We start from the raw sequence: 18,213 nt of genomic DNA on the forward strand, positions 1-18,213 counted from the left end.
GAGCCGTCACCGACCATGAGCAGAAAGACCACCGCCCGTCGCGTCCAGGATCGACTCGGCGTCCCGGTGGACGCCGCCGCATGGTGCAGAATCGACAGAATCCCCAAGCCGCCCGAGGAGATTCACCGTGGGGTCGGCGCGGGACCCCTACGGCCCGCGCTGATCAGGCCGTTGGGCATCCTCGGTGTCCTGGTGGCTTGGCTGTTCGCACCCCTGGTGATGATTCTCGCCCTCCTGTCGGCGGCCGAGGAATGGGTGGAGCGGATGCTGGGATCGAAGGCGGATCGTGCCAGAACCCGCTCCAAGGCTCAGGAGGCCAAGGAGCAGAAGGCGGCCATTGCCGCACATGGCCTGGACCAGGTCTTCGACGGTGGCTGGACCGGGGCGGCGGGTCAGTTCCTGCTGCGCTGGTACGGGCACTCATCCCATCACAGGCGGCTGCTCATACTCGCTCCGGACCGTCTTGTCCTCGCCGCACCGCCGAAGCGGGTGTCCGTCCGGGAAGAGGAGCGGATGCGGATCGTCGCCGAGATCCCCGCGACGGAAGCGACCGTGGAGGACCCTCTCGTCGGCCTGTGCCCGAGTGACAGGCTGCGCGTCAGGTTCGGCGACGGGTCGTGGCTCACGGTCATAACTGACGAGCCCCGAAGTGAGGTCCACATGCACCTGATGCGGCAGCCGCGTCTTGGTGCCGCGCCTCACACCCAGCGCACGGAGTGAGCCATGGCTTCGCACAGGTTCCCCATGGGACCGTGCGTGCCGCTCAGAGGTGCGGAGAAAGCCAGATGGAGATACCCCGCGCCGCCGGGCATGTGGACGTGGAAGTCCATGTTCGTGTCCGTGCGGGAGCGGACCGTCCGGCCCGCGGGCAGGTCGATGACGTCCACCTCGGCTTGGCCCCAGCGTTGGGTGAGCACCTCGGCGAACTCATCTGGCGTCGGCGCCAGTCCGCGGGGCATCGGTGGCCAGGAGATCAGGAGTGAGGCCGGCATGGCCGATGCCTCGGGCGCCTCCGTCCGGAGGAAGAACTCCAGTGCACCGCGGGTGAGTCCGTTCTCTGCGGTGTTGCGGAGAGTGACCCAGACGCTGCGAGCGACCTCCGCGGGGGTGCCGCCGGCGGCGAACTCCTTGTCCACGAAGGTCTTCAGCTGACCGCGCCAGCGCTCCTGCGTGAGGTCGATACGGAACCAGTCACGGGGGACGAGGAGGCGGTAGTCCGAGGGCGGCGTTTCCGCGGTCACGCCCCGTCCTCCGAGGTGACCAGTGGCGTGCCGTCCGCTTCGAACAGCCGGATGCTGCTGACGATGTTGCCGAACATGGTGGAGAAGACGTCCCAGCCGTCCATCGTCGGGGTGCCCATCTCCGTGACGACCGTGGTGCCGTTCGGGAGGGGGACGTAGACGCGTATGTACGCCGTCGGGAACACAAGGGCTTCGCCGGACTCGGTGAGGTCGCCGGTGAGTTTCGACTCCCGGGTGCCGATGCACGACACGGCGGGTCCGCAGGGCAGCTGAATCCGGGAGACCTCGCCGACCTCGATCCGGCGAAGGCTGGCCCAGATCGCCTTGACCGCGGCCGGGACTCCTTCGACTTCCGGGCTGTCGACCAGGCTGACGAAGACTGTCGCCGTGCAGGGATTGCCGTCGACCGCGGTCAGGCAGATGCCGGCGAACTCGGCACCGGCGGCCAGCAGGTCGTCGACGCCGAGCGCGCACATGACGGCGAACTTCGTCTTCTCCTCCTCCGGCGCACCCGGCAGGACCTTGTCCGCGAGTTCCCCCAGCAGCTCTACGGCCTTGTCGTCGTCCTCTTCGTGGATGGGGATGTCGTGGAAGACCTCCGGCATCACCCAGCGGACATGGATGTCGTCAGCGCGCAGGGCAGGCGGTGCGAGGTGAGTGGGGATGAACTCCGACAGTTCGAGCTCGGTCGTCACGGAGCCTGGTCCTTTTCGGGGATGGGACGATCGGGAGCCTCGGGGAAGAACTTTCGGGAGGTGGCGTACATCCCGTAGTAGGGGTAGAGGCGCGGGATGTCGGCACCACCGCTGCGGGCGATGCCGACGATCTTGCGGTAGAGGCGGGCTCGGCAGCGAGTGTTCCGCAGGGTCTTGTCGCGCAGATCGCGCAGTCTCCAGAGGAAGATCAGCCCGGCGAGGACACCGAGCAGCAGCGCGTCCACGACGATGAAGCCGATCTGGAACTGCCGGGACTTCTGGGAAGCGACCAGATCCCAGAACGGCCAGGCGCCGAAGCCGAGGACGAAAATCGGAACAGCCAGAAGGCAGCCCTGGATACCGGCCTTCGAGGTTTCCTCCCGCCGCTGGAACAGCAGCCAGTGGACTGCCCGGTCGTCGAGGAAGTCGAAGCGGACCTCGCGCCCATAGCGTTCAGCCGCCGCTTTGGCGGCGGGAACCGCGGCGATGGCCGAGGAGGGGACCATGTTGTGGACGGTCCCCTGGTCATCGACGAACTTTCCGAACTCTAGCGCGTGGTAGTCACCCATGAGCTGGCTCTCCTTCTATCCGGTCGGGTCATCCGGCGGGCGCCAACGCGCCATGGAACGACGTCGACGACGGGCTGGGCTGCGGTGTCGGGGACGGGGTGCGGGTCCGGTCGGAAGGGCTGGGCGTCGGGGCCGGCGTGGGCGTGGGCCTGGCCTCACCGGGCGGCGGGCTCACCTGGTTCGGTGAGTCGTCAGGGTTTATGTAGTGCCGCAGTCTGACCAGGCTCTGCACGTACGCGTTGCCCAGAGCGGCGCCCTTGATGTAACGCGTGACAAGCTCGGGGTCGAAGCCTCCGGCGGGCAGCCTCACCTTGGTGATGCCCTTGCTGGTCAGATATTTGGAGGCCCAGACAACACCCTTGTTGAAGTTCTTCACGGCGAAACCGTTGGTGAAGCCCGCCCACACGGCCTGCCTCGCGACCAGCAACCGCGAGCCCTTGGCCGCCGCCGAGAGCCCCTTCAGAGCGCCCAGTCCGGGGATGATGCCCAGGACGTCGAACGTGATCTTCAGCCAGTCGAACTTGCCGCCGCGGGCGAAGACGTCGTAGAGGCGGCCCGCCAAGGCGGTGGCGCTCAAGGCGGAGGCCAAGCCCACGAGGAGCACCGCGGCCAGGCCACCCGTCAGGACGACCGCCGCCACCAGCGCGAGCACCGCCACGACCGTGGCAGCCGTCGAGATCCAGTCCGCGTTGTCCGCGATCCAGTTCATGATCCCGCCCGGATCCCGGACGCCGTCATGGTGGATCACGTTCTTGATCTTCTTGGCGGCTCGGTCCGCCGCGTCGTCACGGATGTCCTTCGCCCGCTCGATCTTGCTGCGAGCCTTCGCCATGAGGAGCGCGGCGTCGTCCCGTTTCTTCCCCTGCTTCGTACGCTCGGTGTGGTCCTCCCTGGACGGGACCGTACCCTCGAACGGCTCCAGTGCCTTGAGGGCTGCCTTGTGATCGACCTCGGCGGCGCGGAACTCCTCCAGTCCCTTGTCCGCCATGCGCTGCGCACGGTGCAGTTCGCTGGCGTACTCCGCCGACTCGCCGTCGCCCGCCTGGACCTTCGTGCCGAGTGCGGTCGCGGCCTCGTCGTAGCGGTCGTATGCCTTCTTCAGGCGGCCGGACGTGTCGCCCGCGATCTCGTGGAAGGCGCGGCCTGCGTCGCTGTCCCAGCCGTCGACCGAGGCCAGCGCCTTGATGTTCCGCGCCTGCTTGTCGATCTCGTCGGCCATGCCGCGCAGCTTCTTGCCGAGCCGCGCCACCTCGTACGGGTCACCGGGCACCGGGTCGGAGTCGTACATCGGTGACCAGTCCTTCGGACGGGCTGTCACTGCTACTTCTCCTTTTCCCGCTCTTCTTGGCTTCCCGGAGCGCGTTCGCGAGCTCATGGTCGATGTCCTCGTACGCCTTGGCCGCGTTCGCGGTGTACTTGGCGAGGTTCTCGATGTCTTCCATGAGCTTCTTGCGGTTCTTCTTCCACGTTTGGGAGAAGTCGTCGAAGATGTCCCGGAGTTTCTCGCTGCCGAGGGCCTCGCCGTACTCGTCCGCCGGGTTGCCGTTGTCCTTGAACTCCCGGTGGATGCGGTAGAGCGAGTCCGAACAGTCCTTGATCAGTTCGAGGTCGTACCGAGTTTTGTCTGCCACCCGTTCAGACTTTCTTCATCAAGGGCCACCAGCACCGGGGCGGTGGGACACGCAAAGTGCCCCACCGCTCACCCGAGCAGCACAATGGCCGCAGACGTCACTAGTGCTGCTCCGCAGAAGTTCGTGGAGGGGTCAGGCCGCCGGGCTGTCGAGGTAGAGGCCGCAGGCGCAGTCCAGGCATTCCTCGGGGCTGCCGACGGGGAGGCCGCTGGGTAGCACGTTGTCCTGGTAGCCGCCTCGGCTGGCGAGGTAGAGAGCGAAGCCCCAGGAGTGCAGGACGCCCGCGAAGCGCAGGCGGCACAGCGGCAGCTGTTCGCCGTCCTTCAACTCGCCGTCCACATAGGCGAATCCGGCTCGAAAGCGGACTCGGACCCGGGCGAGCTGCGGCCAGCGCTCGCTGGCGCGGGCGTTCAGCCGCTGGCGCAGGTGGTGCTGCATGGACTCGGGTGGGTTCTTCGGCACAGCCCCATCCTGCCGCCCCGACCGGCGCCTGCGCCATGATCACTGCTCATGGCGGAGGGCTCGGGGCGGTGTGCGGCGGCGGCCGTGGTGGTGGACGAGGAGGTGCGCGGCGTGCTGGAGCGGATCGTGTCCTCGACGAAAGCGCAGGTGCGGCAGGTGCTTCGGGCCAGGATCGTGCTGGCGGCAGCCGACGGAGTGGGCAACGCGGCGATCGCACGTCGGCTGGCGGTGAGCGTGCACACGGTCCGCAAGTGGCGCGGGCGGTTCGCCGGGCTGGGTTTGGCGGGACTCAAGGACGCCGCTCGCTCGGGCCGACCGCGCCGCTACGACGACCTGGTGCGCGTCGCGGTGGTCGCCGCGGCCACCAGCGCCCCGCCCGTCCCCGCCGCGACCTGGACCCACGTGTCCATCGCCGCTCAGGTCGCGGGCACGGTGTTCGCACCGATCTCCGCCTCCCAGGTCGGCCGGATCCTGGCCGACCTGGACCTCAAGCCGCACAAGGTGCGCGGCTGGCTCACACGCCGCGACACCCCCGACTTCTGGGAGCGGGTCAAGGACATTTGCGAGCTGTACCGCAACCCGCCGACCGGGGCGATCGTGCTGTCCATCGACGAGAAGACCGCGATCCAAGCCCGCGAGCGCCGCTACCCCTCACAGCACGTCCGACCAGGCCGAGCGGCCCGGCACGAGTTCGAGTACCGACGCCACGGCACCGCCTCGATCGTCGCCGCGCTGGAGGTCACCACCGGACAGACCCTGATCGAGACCATAGAACGCAACAACGCCGCAACCTTCACCGCCTTCCTGGACCGCCTCGACCGGCTCCTGCCACGCGACAAGGAAATCCACGTGGTTCTCGACAACGGCTCCTCCCGCACCGCGAAGCACACCAAAGAGTGGCTCGCGGCCCACCAACGCTGGCACATCCACTGGACCCCACCCCACGCCTCCTGGCTCAACCAGGTCGTGCGACACGAAAGCCGCTTGAGAAGAGCGGACTCACCGAAGGAGGATCGACTGATGTCGAAGGTGTAGCTCCCGAGCCAGTGCACAGGGCTCGTTCCCGCCTCAGCGTGCGTCGTGAGTAATCGCGGGGTGCGAAGCCTGGGGAAATGCCCAAGGATCCTCGTTCCATCCGGGGGTTACAGGCTGGGAAATGCCGGACGGGTGAATGCGAATGAACCCTTGATGATTCCTCGTCATGAGCACTCTCGCCGATGGGTCGTTTCAGCGAGAGATAGGGACTGGCCGCTGGAAATCGGCAGGCGCCGACTGGGGAAATCTGGCCAGTCGGGAGTGCACCGCCGTCCCCGGGGTGCAGAGGGCCCCCTCACCGGCAGCATCTCTCTCATGCGGAACGTGACAACCCCGATGGAGTCCAGGCAATGCAATTCTGACCTGGTAAGCCAACCGCAAGGAAGGCCCAACTCTCCAGCGGGCGCAGGAAGACCCAGCAAGCGAATGCCGGTCGCCGAAAGGCAACAGGAAACCGGGAACCATGCGCTGACACCTCCGTCGGTGGTCCCCGCATAACTGGCCGGATAGGGGCCGATGTCCCGGCCTGAAAGGGCGCTGACGTGGGTCTGGTGAGCCCGTGAAGAAACGATGACCAAAGACACCTGAACCGAAGGGCAAGTTGGACGCCGTGACGACACACGTGGCTGGGGCGGCGCAAGCCGCTGCGACCGCAGCCGGCATGGCGAACGGACCGGAGGACGAGATCACCGACTGGCCGTCGATCGACTGGCGGACCGTCGAGGACGACGTACGGCGTCTGCGGCAACGCATCTTCACGGCATCGCAGGCAGGAGACCTGGCCAAGGTCAGGAATCTGCAGAAGTTGATGCTCCGCTCCCGCGCCAACACACTCGCGAGTGTGCGGCGGGTCACGGAAGTCAACGCTGGCCGCAAGACGGCGGGCATCGACGGGAAAGTCGTCCTGCTGCCCCAGGGAAAGGCCGAGTTGGCCGACTGGGTCCAGCATGGCGCGGCCCCGTGGAAGCCCAAGCCCGTCAAGCGGGTGTATATAGCCAAGGCGAATGGGAAGCAGCGCCCACTTGGAATTCCTGTGATCGCCGACAGATGCCTTCAAGCTCTGACGCTGAATGCACTGGAGCCCGAGTGGGAGGCACGGCTGGAACCGAAGGTCTACGGTTTCCGTCCAGGCCGTGGCTGTCATGACGCGATCGTTGCCATCCACACGACGGCGAGCGGCAAGAACGCCAAACGCTTGTGGGTGCTCGACGCGGACTTGAAAGCGGCATTCGACCGAATCGACCACGATCACCTGCTCGCGTCATTGGGCTCCTTTCCCGGGAGGGGAATGATCGCCGGATGGCTGAAGGCGGGTGTGGTCGAGAAAGGTTGGTTCACCCCCACGGTGGAGGGAACTCCCCAGGGCGGGGTGATCAGTCCCGCGTTGTTGAACATCGCCTTGCACGGCATGGGAAAGGCTGCTGGAGTCCGCTACCAGAATCTCGGCAGTGATGCCACGATTCTGGCGCGCGATTCTCCGGTTCTGGTCGTCTACGCCGACGACCTTCTCGCCCTGTGTCATTCTCGGGAACAGGCCGAGCAGGTCAAGGCGCGGCTGACTGTGTGGCTCGCGCCCCGGGGCCTGGCCTTCAACGAGGACAAGACGCGCATTGTCCACCTCGATGAGGGCTGCGACTTCCTGGGGTTCAACATCCGACGCTACCGCAGCAAGCTGCTGACCAAACCGAGCAACGCGGCCTTGCGGCGGATCCGGGAACGGCTTGCCGCCGAGGTGCTGGCCCTGCGAGGGGCCAACGCCGACGCGGTGATCGCCAAGCTCAACCCGATCATCAAGGGCTGGGCTGCCTACTACCGGATCGGGGTGTCCAAGCGGGCGTTCAACTCGCTGGACGCCTACGTGTGGAGACTGGTCTACAAGTGGGCCAAGTTCTCCCACCCGAACAAGCCGATGCGCTGGGTGACTGCCCGGTACTTCGCCATGTTCAACCCGTTCAGGCAGGACACATGGGTATTCGGGGACCGCACCAGCGGTTTCTACCTCTACAAGTTCGCCTGGACGCCGATCGTCCGGCACCGGATGGTGCCAGGGAGGGCGTCAACCGACGATCCCGCCCTGGCCGACTTCTGGGCCAAGCGGTGCCGCCGCGGCAAACTCCCGCTGGGCAAGGGCACCTTGCATCTGTTGCAGATGCAAGACGGCCGATGTCCGCTCTGCGGAGGGCTGCTGCTGCACGCCGACCACGAGCCGCAAACTCCCGACCAGTGGGAGCAGTGGCTCAAGGTCACCCGCATCGCGATCCGCAAACACGCGGTCACCGCCGAAGCGGGCAACGGCAAGCCGGACAAACCCGCCGCCTCACGCCTGATACACACCCACTGCCGGCGTCGGCTGGCCACTGGCCCCGGCCGGTGACCAGCACTTCTGTTCGCCCGCGAGCCCAAGGGGCTTGCTTGAGCCGGTTGCCTGGAAAGCGGGCACGGCCGGTTCTGAGGGGGGACCGCTGCAGCAATGCAGCGGTCCTACCCGACGAACTCGTCTTCTCCGCGCTGACCCGCGCCGTCCTACGACACGGCGACTTCACCAGCCGAAACGACCTGATCGAGAAGATGGACACCTGGACGATCCAGCGGAACGACCACGCTCGTCCCTTCCGCTGGACCTACGACGGCACCCCACTCAAGGAAGCGGCCTGACCCCTCCACGAACTTCTGCGGAGCAGCACTAGCCCTTGGCGCTCTTCGCCAGCTGCTCATCCAGCTGCTCGTAAGCCTCCTTGGCCTTCTTCAGGAACTCGGACATGCCCTCGAGCCCCTCCATGGCCTTCTTCGCGCCCTTGGTGAAGTCCTTGAAGGACTCCTCGAAGGCGGCGGAGCCCTTCTGGGTGGTGTAGCCGTTCTCGACGAGGGCCCTGATGCGGTCGTCGATGCTGTCGAGCTCGCCGTGCAGCCGGTGCATGTCCTTCAGAAGCTTGCCGGCTTCCTTGTCCATCTCGGCATATGTGATATCTGCGTCTTTGCCCTTGGCCATGACGGCTCCCTCCCGTTTTGTCGCCGCAGGGCCTGCCCCCGTGGCTCTGGTGGCGCGGACCGACGGCACAGCCGCCCGGACATCCGCGTGAGCAAAGATCTTACGGGTGGGGCCGTTGGGATCCCAGGGGAGTTGTGGGAGCGAAGCGTGAACTGGTGCACATCCCGTTGCCGGGGTGAAAGGTGGGGCGGCTAAGGTCACTCCGTTGTTTGAAGCGTTCCGGGGGGCGGCCTCAGCCCAGCGAGGAGGACGAACGTGCGCCTGAGTCTGACCGTCGTCGATCCGATCGGCGGGGCCGCCGCCGATGTGGTGCTCGATGCCGATCCGGAGTCGAGCGTCGGCGATATCACGCGGGAGTTGGCCCGGCAGGTCGGTCTCGGCGGTGATGGCGACGGTGCGCAGATCATTCCCATCGGGGGGCAGCGCCTTCCCGGGGGCAGCAACGCGCCGCAGGCGTACGTCGACGGGTACGCACTCGATCCCGGCGCCACCGTTGCCGGATCGCCCCTGCGCGAAGGCGCCGTCGTCAGCCTGCATGATCCTGCGGGGTGTTTGCTCGGCGAGCCGACCGGAGTCGTGGAGTTCCGTGTCGTCGGCGGGCCCGCCGCCGGTGCGGTGCATCGGCTCGGGGTCGGGCGGTACGACATCGGCGGCGGGCCCGCGGCGCACATTCGTATCGACGATCCCGAACTCGCCGATCGTGCCGCCACCTTGTCCATCGCCATCGACGGCACCTGCCGGATCGCCGTTCATGACAAAAGCTCCGACAAAGAGGACAGCGCCCGTCTCGACGGCGAACCCCTCGACGGCGATTCCTGGCCCCTCGGCGCGCAACTGGCGATAGCCAACAGCCTGTTGGAGATCGTCGCGTACAGCCCGCCCAACGCCGCCCTCAAGTGGTCCGAGGACGGCACGGGTCTGGACTACAACCGGCCCCCGCGCCTGCGGCCCGCCGAGCGGCAGACCCGGTTCCGGCTGCCCTCCCCGCCCGGCGAGTTCGAGGCCCGTCCGCTGCCCTGGCTGATGGCGCTGTTCCCGCTGGTCAGCGCCGTCGTCATGGTGCTGATATTCCAGAAGTGGTACTACCTCATCATGGCCGTGCTGAGCCCGATCATGCTCTTCGGCAACTACTTCATGGACAAGAAGCACGGCCGCAAGTCGCATGCCAAGCAGATGAAGGAGTACAAGGAGACCAAGGAGCGGATCGAGAAGGACGCCCAGGACGCCCTCGTCACCGAGCGGTCCGACCGGCGGCAGACCATACCCGACCCGGCCGCCGTCCTCACCTTCGGTACGGGTCCCCGGACCCGCCTGTGGGAGCGGCGCCGCACCGACGCCGACCACCTCCTGCTGCGGGTCGGCACCGGCCGCGTACCGTCCGAGGTCGTTCTCGACGATCCCGAGCAGGACGACCACAAGCGTGAGGTCACCTGGCACATCGAGGACGCCCCGGTCGCGCTGCCGCTGAAGGACCTCGGCGTCATCGGCCTCGCCGGGCCCGGCGACTCGGCGCAGGCGCTGGGGCGTTGGGCGGTGGCCCAGACTGCCGTCCTGCACAGCCCGATGGACGTGCAGTTCTACGTGCTGACCGAGAACGAGGCCCACCCCCGTTGGGACTGGGTGCGCTGGCTGCCGCACTCCCGGCCCTCCGGCGGCCAGGACGTCAACGTGCTGATCGGCACGGACTCCGAGACCGTCGGCGCCCGCGTCGGCGAGCTCACGCAGGTGCTGGACGCCCGTCAGAAGGCCCTGAAGGAGTCCGGCGGTCGCGCCGACGGTGGGCCGGCCTTCTCCGACCCGGACATCGTGGTCGTGTGGGACGGGTCGCGTCGGCTGCGGTCCATGCCGGGTGTCGTACGGCTGCTGCGCGAGGGGCCGGGCGTCAGCATGTACGCCATCTGCCTCGACGAGGAGGAGCGGTTCCTGCCCGGCGAGTGCCAGGCGGTCGTCGTCGCCGAGCCCCTCCGGCAGTCCACCCACGAGACGGTCAGCCCACAGCCCACCGCTCCCGGCGGCTTTCCCTCCTTCCACGCCTGGCACCAGACCGCCCAGCAGCCGGACGAGAACCCCGACCAGGCCCCCGAGCTGCGGCTGCGCGTCGAGCAGAGCGGCGCCCGGCGGATCACCGACGTACGGCCCGACTTCGTCTCGCCCGCCTGGTGCGCACGGCTGTCGCGGTCGCTGTCTCCGCTGCGGGACATCAGCGGTGAGACCGAGGACTCGGCACTGCCCGCCTCCAGCCGCCTCCTCGACGTCCTCCAGCTGGAGCCGCCGACGAGCGATGCGATCGGCGCGCGGTGGCGGATGGGCGGCCAGTCGACGATGGCCGTGATCGGTGAGTCGTACGACGGTCCCTTCGGCATCGACCTGCGCAAGGACGGCCCGCACGGTCTGATCGCCGGTACGACCGGTTCCGGTAAGTCGGAGCTGCTGCAGACCATCGTGGCGGCGCTCGCGGTCGCGAACACGCCGGAGAACATGACCTTCGTCCTCGTCGACTACAAGGGCGGTTCGGCGTTCAAGGACTGCGTCAAGCTGCCGCACACCGTCGGTATGGTCACCGACCTCGACGCCCACCTCGTCGAACGGGCCCTGGAGTCGCTGGGTGCCGAGCTGAAGCGGCGCGAGCACATCCTCGCCGCCGCCGACGCCAAGGACATCGAGGACTATCAGGATCTCGTGCGCCGGGATCCGTCCCACCCGCCCGTGCCCCGACTCCTCATCGTCATCGACGAGTTCGCGTCCATGGTGCGTGACCTGCCGGACTTCGTCACGGGCCTGGTCAACATCGCCCAGCGAGGCCGTTCCCTCGGTATCCATCTGCTGCTCGCCACCCAGCGGCCCAGCGGTGTCGTCTCCCCCGAGATCCGCGCCAACACCAACCTGCGCATCGCGCTGCGTGTGACCGACGCCGGCGAGTCCAGCGACGTCATCGACGCGCCGGACGCCGGGCACATCTCGAAGAGCACGCCGGGTCGGGCGTACGTACGCCTGGGGCATGCGTCCCTCATCCCGTTCCAGTCGGGACGCGTGGGCGGTCGCCGGCCCGGTGCGGCCGATCCGCAGACGCTCGCGCCCTGGGCCGGTGAGCTGGCCTGGCAGGACCTCGGGCGGGCCGCGCTGCGCAAGCCCAAGACCGAGGCGCGCGAGGAGGAGGAGATCACCGACCTGAAGGTGCTGGTGGACGCGGTACGGGAGGCGAACACGGCGCTCGCCATCCCGGCCCAGCACTCCCCGTGGCTGCCCGCCCTGGAGGAGACCCTCCTGCTCGACGACATCCCGGCCGTCCGTGCCCAGGGCGCCCTGCCCGCGGCCCCGTACGGCGTCGAGGACCTGCCCGCCGACCAGGCCCGCCGCCCGGTCGCCGTCGACTTCGCCACGTTCGGGCATCTGCTCGTCGGCGGCGCCCCGCGCACCGGCCGTTCGCAGCTGCTGCGCACCATCGCCGGCTCGCTCGCCCGGACCAACTCCTGCGCCGACGTGCACCTCTACGGCATCGACTGCGGCAACGGCGCCCTCAACGCACTGACCCGGCTGCCGCACTGCGGCGCGGTCGTCGGACGCAACCAGACGGAGCGGGTCGTCCGCCTCTTCGCCCGGCTCTCCGGTGAAGTCACCCGCCGTCAGGACCTGTTGGCCGAGAAGGGCTTCGCCGACATCGGCGAGCAGCGGGCGGCGGCCGGGTCGGAGGACGAGCGGCTGCCGCACATCGTGCTGCTGCTGGACCGCTGGGAGGGCTGGCTGCCCACGCTCGGCGAGTACGACCACGGCGACCTCACCGACCAGCTGATGACGATGATGCGCGAGGGCGCGAGCGTCGGCATCCACGTGATCATCACCGGTGACCGGCAGGTGCTCGCGGGCCGGATCAGCTCGCTCACCGAGGACAAGTACGGTCTGCGGCTCGCCGACCGCGGTGACTTCTCCATGCTGGACATCAACTCCCGCAAGGTGCCGGAGGAGATCCCGCCGGGCCGTGCCTTCCGCAACGAGACGGCGACGGAGACGCAGTTCGCGCTGCTCTCCGAGGACACGACCGGTCAGGGCCAGGCGGCCGCGCTGATCGCCATCGGCGACGCGGCGACGGCCCGCGACGCGGACGTGCCGCGCTCCCGCCGCCCCTTCCGTGTCGACGTCCTGCCCAACCGCATCTCCTTCGCCGACGCCTACGCGATGCGCGACCCGCAGACGGCCGGCTCCCCCCTCTGGGCGATGGTCGGCGTCGGCGGCGACGAACTCACCGCGTTCGGCCCGGACCTGAGCGAGGGCGTCCCGGCGTTCGTCATCGGCGGACCGGCGAAGTCCGGCCGCAGTACGGTGCTGCTCAACTTCGCCCGCTCGTACCTCGCCCAGGGTGTACGCCTGGTCATCGCGGCCCCGCGCCAGTCCCCGCTGCGTGAACTGGAGGGCCAGGAAGACGTGCTGCAGGTCTTCACCGGACGGGACATCGACGAGGACGAGCTGGAGGAGGCCATCAAGCCGGCCACGCCGGACCAGCCGATCGCCGTCCTGGTCGACGACGCCGAGGTGCTGGACGACTGCGACGCCGAGGACGTCTTCAAGCGCATCCTGCAGAGCGGCACCGAGGAGGGTCTCGCGGTCGTCATCGCCGGTGACGAGGAGGAGATCTGCGACGGCTTCTCCGGCTGGCAGGTCGACGCGAAGAAGGCCCGCCGCGGTGTCCTGCTGTCGCCGCAGGAGACGTCCTCGGGCGAGCTCATCGGCATCCGCACGACCCGCAGCATGGTCGGCGGCCCGATCGCGCCGGGCAAGGGGATGCTGCATCTGGGCAGCGGGGAGCACATCACGGTCACCACGCCGATGTGAGGGTGAGCAAGGATGAGGGGGGCTCCCGCCGCTACTTGACCTTCGACATCCGCGCCTCGGGATTCCCCGACTCCTTGCTGTCCGACTCGTACGTCAGGTCATCGCCCGTCGGAATCAGCCGCACCGTCGTCGCCGCCGGATTGCACCCGCTGTGGTTGTCCTTGGCACCCACCGACGTCGCGACGAGCTGCTTCTCCGTCGCCTGCTCCAGGGTCAGTACGTCGACACAGACGCCGCCCAGCTGGTCGGTCTGCCGGAGCCGCCCCAGCTCCTCGCCGACCTCCGCGTCCCGGACGGTGATACGGAACGTGCCGAGGGGCAGGTTGCCGTCGAGGGCAGTGCCCTGGCCCTCCCAGGTGCCGAGGTAGCGGGCGGGGACGGCGGACGCGGTGCCCGTGGCGGAGTCGCCCGGCGTTGCGGACTGAGGCGGGGCGGCCCCATCCGCACTGTCCCGACGGTCGTCCGGCAACAGGTCGAACACGAACACCGACCCCACCGTCACCACCGCCAGCGCCCCGGCGACCGCGAGCGCGACCGTGCAGCTCAGCCGGCGGCCCCGCCCACCGGCCTCCGGTGCCGCCGTCGAGGCGAACGTGACGGAGAGCTTGCCGGGCCGGTTGCCCGGCGCTGATGCATCCTCCGGCTCCGCCGGGCGCGGCTCGGACACGACGCCCGGCATCACGGGAGGCGGCCCGAACTCCCCCACGGCCGAGGGCGGACTCACCGCCGGACTGCCGAAGCCCACGGCCCCCAGCGGCGCCTCCCCGACGGCCGGCTTGCCGAATTCCACCGGCCCCGGCGGTGTCTCTCCCACGGCCGGCTTGCCGAATTCCACCGGCCCCGACGGCGCCTCCCCCACGGCCGGCTTGCCGAATTCCACCGGCCCCGAAGGGGCCACGTCCACCGCCGTCTCCAGGTTCAGCAGCTCCACGGCAGTACGGCTGACCTGCTCCACCAGCACCCCCGGCAGCCACCCGCCCGCGACCAGCCGCGCCGCCCCCTCGGGCGCGAGCCACCGGGCCACCTCCGCCGGGGTCGGCCGCTCCCGCGGTTCCTTCGCCAGGCATGCCTCGACGATCTCCCGCAACAGCCCGCCCTCCAGGGCGGCGAGCTGCGGCTCCTCGTGGACGACCTTGTAGAGCAGGGCGGCCGAGGAGTCCCCGGGGAAGGGCGGCTCTCCGGTCGCCGCGTACGCCAGTACCGCGCCCAGGGAGAAGACGTCGGCGGCTCCGGTGACCCCCTTGCCCAGGATCTGCTCGGGCGCCATGTAGCCGGGCGAGCCGACCGAGACGCCGGTGGAGGTCAGGGAGGCCGTGCCGTCCGTGGCGCGGGCGATGCCGAAGTCGATCAGCAGGGGGCCGTCCAGCGTCAGCAGGACGTTGGACGGTTTCACGTCCCGGTGCACCAGGCCCAGTTCGTGCACCGCCGCGAGCGCCTCGGCGAGGCCCGCACCCAGCACTCGTACGGAATGCGTGGGCAGCGGACCGCCGTCCGTGACCGCCGCGGTCAACGACGGGCCCGCCGCGTACGCCGTGGCGACCCACGGCACCGGCGCCTCCGGGTCCGCGTCGAGCACCGGCGCGGTCCAGGCGCCGCCCACCCGCCGCGCGGCCTCGACCTCGCGGCGGAACCGGGCGCGGAACTCCTCGTCGAGCGCGAAGTGCGGGTGTACGACCTTCACCGCGACGGTACGGCCCCCTGCGCTGCGGCCGAGATACACCCGGCCCATGCCGCCCGCACCGAGCCGGCCGAGCAGCCGGTAGGGCCCCACGCTCGCGGGCTCGTCGACTCCGAGCGGCTGCATGGCGCGCCCCCTTCCCCCGTACGCCTCCACTGTCCCGCAGCGTATAGTCCCGCCGCCCGCTCCAGATCCCCACGGCTGGAGCAGATCCCCTACGGCTGGAGCAGATCCACCTTCACGTCCGCCGGGAAGCCGGTCGTCGGGCCCACCCTGCGCGCGAACTCCGCGACCGCCGCCAGCTGGGGCTCGCCGAGGCGGAAGTCGAGGGTGGTGAAGTACTGCTCCAGGACCTGCTCGTCGAAGGCCTCCCAGCGGGCGGCCTGCTCGGCGACCTTGCCGACCTCCTCCAGGGAGAGGTTGCGGGAGGCGAGGAAGGCCTCGTGCACCTTGCGGGTGATCACGGGCTCGCGCTCCAGGTAGTCGCGGCGGGCCGCCCAGACGGCGAAGACGAACGGCAGTCCGGTCCACTCCTTCCACAGCGCGCCGAGATCGTGCACCTCCAGTCCGAAGCGCGGCCCGTCGAGCAGGTTGGCCCGCAGCGCCGCGTCCCCGATCAGCACCGCCGCCTCCGCCTCCTGCATCATCAGGCTGAGGTCGGGCGGGCACGTGTAGTAGTCGGGCCGTACGCCGAAACGGTCCGCGAGCAGCAGCTGCGCGAGGCGTACGGAGGTGCGCGAGGTGGAGCCGAGGGCGACCCGGGCGCCGTCCAGCCGCTCCAGCGGGACCTGCGAGACGATCACGCAGGACATCACCGGCCCGTCGCAGCCGACCGCGATGTCGGGGAAGGCGACCAGGTCGTCGGCGTTGCGCAGGAACTCGACGAGGGTGATCGGCCCGATGTCGAGGTCGCCCTGCACCAGCTGCTCGCTGAGCTTTTCGGGGGTGTCCTTGGTCAGCTCGAAGTCGAGGAGCGTGCCCGTTCTCGCGAGCCCCCAGTACAGGGGCAGGCAGTTCAGGAACTGGATGTGGCCGACGCGCGGCCGGGTGCGAGAAATGTCCACATCCGGAGGCTAGCGTCCGCCGGGCGGGCGCTGACCCTGCGGGGGTGACGTGCCGGTCCGGGCCCCTCCGCCATCCGGAGGCATGGATGTCAAACGTTCGGGTGACGTGATCTTGACCTCTATTGCTTTCGGCTTCCCGCGTGCTAGGCTCGCCGCAAGTTGCAGTTTGGTTTCCCTTGCAGTACAGAGCCTGCGGAGCATGTGACCGCGGGCTCTCGTCGTTCTCAGACGGGTGCAGTTGTGCAGAATCTCGATCTTCACACTTGCTGGTTCTGGAGCAGGGCAACCCTTTGAGCCCAAGGAGGGCTTATGGCTACCGGAACCGTGAAGTGGTTCAACGCCGAAAAGGGCTTTGGTTTCATCGCCCAGGAAGGCGGCGGCCCCGACGTCTTCGTCCACTACTCCGCGATCAACGCGAGCGGCTTCCGCTCCCTCGAGGAGAACCAGCAGGTGTCCTTCGACGTCACCCAGGGCCCGAAGGGCCCGCAGGCGGAGAACGTCACCCCGGTCTGATCTGATGATCTGATCCTCCGATCCGGATCGAGCGCAGTACCCAAGGAGCCCCACGCCTTCGGCGACGGGGCTCCTGCCTTTTCCCGAGTATCCCGAGGTGAATTCTCCGAGAATTCCTTCCCCCGCACTCCCCACACTCCTTGAGGGGAGTGGCCTCAGGCGCGCGGCCGGTTGTCAGTGGGAGTGGATAGGGTCGCCGACCATGGCTGACAGCGACTTCCTGACCACCACCCAGGACTTCTACGACACCATTGCCGAGGACTACGCCGACCGGTTCCGGGACGGGCTGGCGGCCAGGCCGGTGGACCGGGCCCTGCTGGCCGCCTACGCGGAACTCGTGGGCGGTGGCGGTGAGGTGGCCGATCTGGGGTGCGGACCGGGGGAGGTGACGGCGTGCCTCGCCTCGCTCGGCCTGTCGGTGTTCGGGCTCGACCTGTCGGCGTCGATGCTCGCGATCGCCCGGCGTGAGAATCCCGGCCTGCGCTTCGAGCAGGGTTCGATGCTGGACCTGGACCTGCCCGACGGCCACCTCGCGGGTGTCGTGTCCTACTACTCGTCCATCCACACCCCTGTGGACCGGCTGCCCGACCTTTTCGCGGAGTTCGCCCGTGTCCTGACCCCGGGCGGCCATCTGTTCCTCGCCTTCCAGGTCGGCGACCACCCACTCCGCATCGACCGGCCCTTCGGCCACCCGGTGTCCCTGGATTTCGAACGCCGACAGCCGGATCGGATCGCCGAGCTGCTGGCCGGGGCCGGTTTCGAGATCCGGTCGCGGACGGTGCGGGAGGCGGAGGAGGAACTCGGGGAGTCGTCCGCGCAGGCCTATCTGATCGCCCGCAGCCGACCCTAGTCGCTAGCACCTGTCCTAGCCGTCGCCGAGCACCGTGCGGCAGTCGTCCCAGGCCGCCTCACTCAGCAGCGGCCGGATTCGCGTGAACAGGGCCAGCAGCTCGGCTCCCCACCGCTCACGGAACGCCGCGTCATGGTCCGCAAGGTCGAGCTCGTTCGCGGCGGTGAGTTCGGCAAAGTCCCGGCGCAGGCCGGGGGACGGTGTGTGGGCGGCGCCGGTGAAGCGGTCGTGGAAGGGGGCGGCGGGGTCGGCGAGGGACGGGTACGTCGCCGTGCGGTCGCAGGCGGCGTAGAGGTACACGATCGCCTCGGCCTCCGCGCCGATCACGGTCGCCAGGTCGGTACGGCGGTCCGGGGGGAGGAGAGGTTCGGGGAAGCCGTCGGTGCCGTAGCAGGCGTGGCAGAGGCCGGCCAGCCGGAGGGCGGGGCGGGCGCCCCAGCCGGCCAGTCGTGTGCGTACGCGGTCGAGGTGGGTGAGGAGGGTGCCGCCCGGGTGGGCCATGGACTCGGCACCCAACTGCCGTAGTAACGCCAGGGCTTGGTCGGTGGAGGTCGGCACGGGCATCCCTTCGCCGCGAGAGTGGGGAGTGTGGGTCGGCACCCGCCCCCTCCCCCGCTGTCGGTCCGGACCCCCGCGGAGGCGCGGAGCGGGTTGCCGCC

The 18,213-nt window shown here is 69.0% G+C and carries 17 protein-coding genes; 7 read left to right on the forward strand and 10 right to left on the reverse strand.

The features are described from left to right. The first annotated feature begins 15 nt into the window (after window positions 1-15). A complete protein-coding gene (locus ACKTSN_RS19885; RefSeq protein ID WP_409470346.1) occupies window positions 16-720 on the forward strand; it encodes a hypothetical protein in 705 nt (234 codons plus the stop codon). On the opposite strand, the gene ACKTSN_RS19890 is transcribed toward ACKTSN_RS19885, so the two are convergent. The 6 genes from ACKTSN_RS19890 to ACKTSN_RS19915 all read right to left on the reverse strand — a co-directional run bounded on the left by ACKTSN_RS19890 (window position 699) and on the right by ACKTSN_RS19915 (window position 4,598). Beyond that, a complete protein-coding gene (locus ACKTSN_RS19890) occupies window positions 699-1,241 on the reverse strand; it encodes a hypothetical protein (protein ID WP_409470347.1) in 543 nt (180 codons plus the stop codon). The two genes, ACKTSN_RS19885 and ACKTSN_RS19890, sit on opposite strands and share 22 nt — an antisense overlap. Further along, entirely contained in the window at window positions 1,238-1,936 is a 699-nt protein-coding gene (locus ACKTSN_RS19895; protein WP_409470348.1) for a hypothetical protein, read from the reverse strand. Before ACKTSN_RS19895 ends, ACKTSN_RS19890 begins: the two co-directional genes overlap by 4 nt. Further along, window positions 1,933-2,505 carry a hypothetical protein gene (locus tag ACKTSN_RS19900; RefSeq protein ID WP_409470349.1) on the reverse strand — a complete coding sequence of 191 codons (573 nt, stop codon included), beginning with the start codon at window positions 2,503-2,505 and terminating at the stop codon, window positions 1,933-1,935. Before ACKTSN_RS19900 ends, ACKTSN_RS19895 begins: the two co-directional genes overlap by 4 nt. Window positions 2,506-2,533: 28 nt before the next feature. Further along, window positions 2,534-3,823 (reverse strand): putative T7SS-secreted protein, encoded by a 1,290-nt coding sequence (locus tag ACKTSN_RS19905; RefSeq protein ID WP_409470350.1) that lies wholly within the window; start codon window positions 3,821-3,823, stop codon window positions 2,534-2,536. Beyond that, a complete protein-coding gene (locus ACKTSN_RS19910) occupies window positions 3,765-4,136 on the reverse strand; it encodes a hypothetical protein (RefSeq protein ID WP_409470351.1) in 372 nt (123 codons plus the stop codon). The genes ACKTSN_RS19905 and ACKTSN_RS19910 overlap by 59 nt, the downstream gene beginning before the upstream one ends. A 132-nt stretch (window positions 4,137-4,268) precedes the next feature. Continuing rightward, complete coding sequence (locus ACKTSN_RS19915; protein ID WP_409470352.1) at window positions 4,269-4,598, reverse strand: hypothetical protein; 330 nt, start codon at window positions 4,596-4,598, stop codon at window positions 4,269-4,271. Window positions 4,599-4,646: 48 nt separating this feature from the next. On the opposite strand from ACKTSN_RS19915, the gene ACKTSN_RS19920 reads away from it, so the two are divergent. The 3 genes from ACKTSN_RS19920 to ACKTSN_RS19930 all read left to right on the forward strand — a co-directional run bounded on the left by ACKTSN_RS19920 (window position 4,647) and on the right by ACKTSN_RS19930 (window position 8,288). Then, on the forward strand, window positions 4,647-5,633 hold the full coding sequence (locus ACKTSN_RS19920) for an IS630 family transposase (protein ID WP_409470353.1): 987 nt from the start codon (window positions 4,647-4,649) through the stop codon (window positions 5,631-5,633). Between the two features lie 661 nt (window positions 5,634-6,294). After that, entirely contained in the window at window positions 6,295-8,007 is a 1,713-nt protein-coding gene (gene ltrA / locus ACKTSN_RS19925; RefSeq protein WP_409467920.1) for a group II intron reverse transcriptase/maturase, read from the forward strand. A gap of 38 nt (window positions 8,008-8,045) precedes the next feature. Further along, window positions 8,046-8,288: a hypothetical protein gene (locus ACKTSN_RS19930; RefSeq protein WP_409470354.1), complete on the forward strand. Its 243-nt coding sequence runs from the start codon at window positions 8,046-8,048 to the stop codon at window positions 8,286-8,288. Between the two features lie 28 nt (window positions 8,289-8,316). Here the strand turns inward: ACKTSN_RS19930 and ACKTSN_RS19935 are convergent, their stop codons facing one another. Further along, window positions 8,317-8,622 (reverse strand): WXG100 family type VII secretion target, encoded by a 306-nt coding sequence (locus tag ACKTSN_RS19935; protein ID WP_409470355.1) that lies wholly within the window; start codon window positions 8,620-8,622, stop codon window positions 8,317-8,319. 255 nt (window positions 8,623-8,877) lie between these two features. On the opposite strand from ACKTSN_RS19935, the gene ACKTSN_RS19940 reads away from it, so the two are divergent. Then, entirely contained in the window at window positions 8,878-13,449 is a 4,572-nt protein-coding gene (locus tag ACKTSN_RS19940; RefSeq protein ID WP_409470356.1) for an FtsK/SpoIIIE domain-containing protein, read from the forward strand. A gap of 31 nt (window positions 13,450-13,480) precedes the next feature. Here ACKTSN_RS19940 and ACKTSN_RS19945 read toward each other — a convergent pair whose 3' ends face one another. Both ACKTSN_RS19945 and ACKTSN_RS19950 read right to left on the reverse strand, forming a co-directional pair. Then, a complete protein-coding gene (locus ACKTSN_RS19945) occupies window positions 13,481-15,253 on the reverse strand; it encodes a serine/threonine-protein kinase (RefSeq protein WP_409470357.1) in 1,773 nt (590 codons plus the stop codon). 89 nt (window positions 15,254-15,342) lie between these two features. Next, complete coding sequence (locus ACKTSN_RS19950; protein WP_409470358.1) at window positions 15,343-16,191, reverse strand: menaquinone biosynthetic enzyme MqnA/MqnD family protein; 849 nt, start codon at window positions 16,189-16,191, stop codon at window positions 15,343-15,345. A 309-nt stretch (window positions 16,192-16,500) separates the two neighbouring features. On the opposite strand from ACKTSN_RS19950, the gene ACKTSN_RS19955 reads away from it, so the two are divergent. Together ACKTSN_RS19955 and ACKTSN_RS19960 are read left to right on the forward strand one after the other, a co-directional pair. After that, window positions 16,501-16,704, forward strand: a complete 204-nt coding sequence (locus tag ACKTSN_RS19955) for a cold-shock protein (protein ID WP_003992177.1) — start codon at window positions 16,501-16,503, stop codon at window positions 16,702-16,704. 202 nt (window positions 16,705-16,906) lie between these two features. Next, complete coding sequence (locus ACKTSN_RS19960; protein WP_409470359.1) at window positions 16,907-17,554, forward strand: class I SAM-dependent DNA methyltransferase; 648 nt, start codon at window positions 16,907-16,909, stop codon at window positions 17,552-17,554. 15 nt (window positions 17,555-17,569) lie between these two features. On the opposite strand, the gene ACKTSN_RS19965 is transcribed toward ACKTSN_RS19960, so the two are convergent. Then, a complete protein-coding gene (locus ACKTSN_RS19965) occupies window positions 17,570-18,118 on the reverse strand; it encodes a DUF6817 domain-containing protein (RefSeq protein ID WP_409470360.1) in 549 nt (182 codons plus the stop codon). Between the last annotated feature and the right edge of the window lie 95 nt (window positions 18,119-18,213).

Origin of the sequence: Streptomyces flavusporus, from assembly GCF_046267975.1 — a bacterium.
GTDB classification, from domain to species: domain Bacteria; phylum Actinomycetota; class Actinomycetes; order Streptomycetales; family Streptomycetaceae; genus Streptomyces; species Streptomyces flavusporus.

What these genes read in the sequence shown, in the direction of transcription:
- ACKTSN_RS19885 (WP_409470346.1), top strand. Translation starts at nt 16, where the DNA reads ATGAGCAGAAAGACCACCGCCCGTCGCGTCCAGGATCGACTCGGCGTC.
- ACKTSN_RS19900 (WP_409470349.1), bottom strand. Translation starts at nt 2,505, where the DNA reads ATGGGTGACTACCACGCGCTAGAGTTCGGAAAGTTCGTCGATGACCAG.
- ACKTSN_RS19920 (WP_409470353.1), top strand. Translation starts at nt 4,647, where the DNA reads ATGGCGGAGGGCTCGGGGCGGTGTGCGGCGGCGGCCGTGGTGGTGGAC.
- ltrA (WP_409467920.1), top strand. Translation starts at nt 6,295, where the DNA reads ATGGCGAACGGACCGGAGGACGAGATCACCGACTGGCCGTCGATCGAC.
- ACKTSN_RS19935 (WP_409470355.1), bottom strand. Translation starts at nt 8,622, where the DNA reads ATGGCCAAGGGCAAAGACGCAGATATCACATATGCCGAGATGGACAAG.
- ACKTSN_RS19945 (WP_409470357.1), bottom strand. Translation starts at nt 15,253, where the DNA reads ATGCAGCCGCTCGGAGTCGACGAGCCCGCGAGCGTGGGGCCCTACCGG.
- ACKTSN_RS19955 (WP_003992177.1), top strand. Translation starts at nt 16,501, where the DNA reads ATGGCTACCGGAACCGTGAAGTGGTTCAACGCCGAAAAGGGCTTTGGT.
- ACKTSN_RS19960 (WP_409470359.1), top strand. Translation starts at nt 16,907, where the DNA reads ATGGCTGACAGCGACTTCCTGACCACCACCCAGGACTTCTACGACACC.
- ACKTSN_RS19965 (WP_409470360.1), bottom strand. Translation starts at nt 18,118, where the DNA reads ATGCCCGTGCCGACCTCCACCGACCAAGCCCTGGCGTTACTACGGCAG.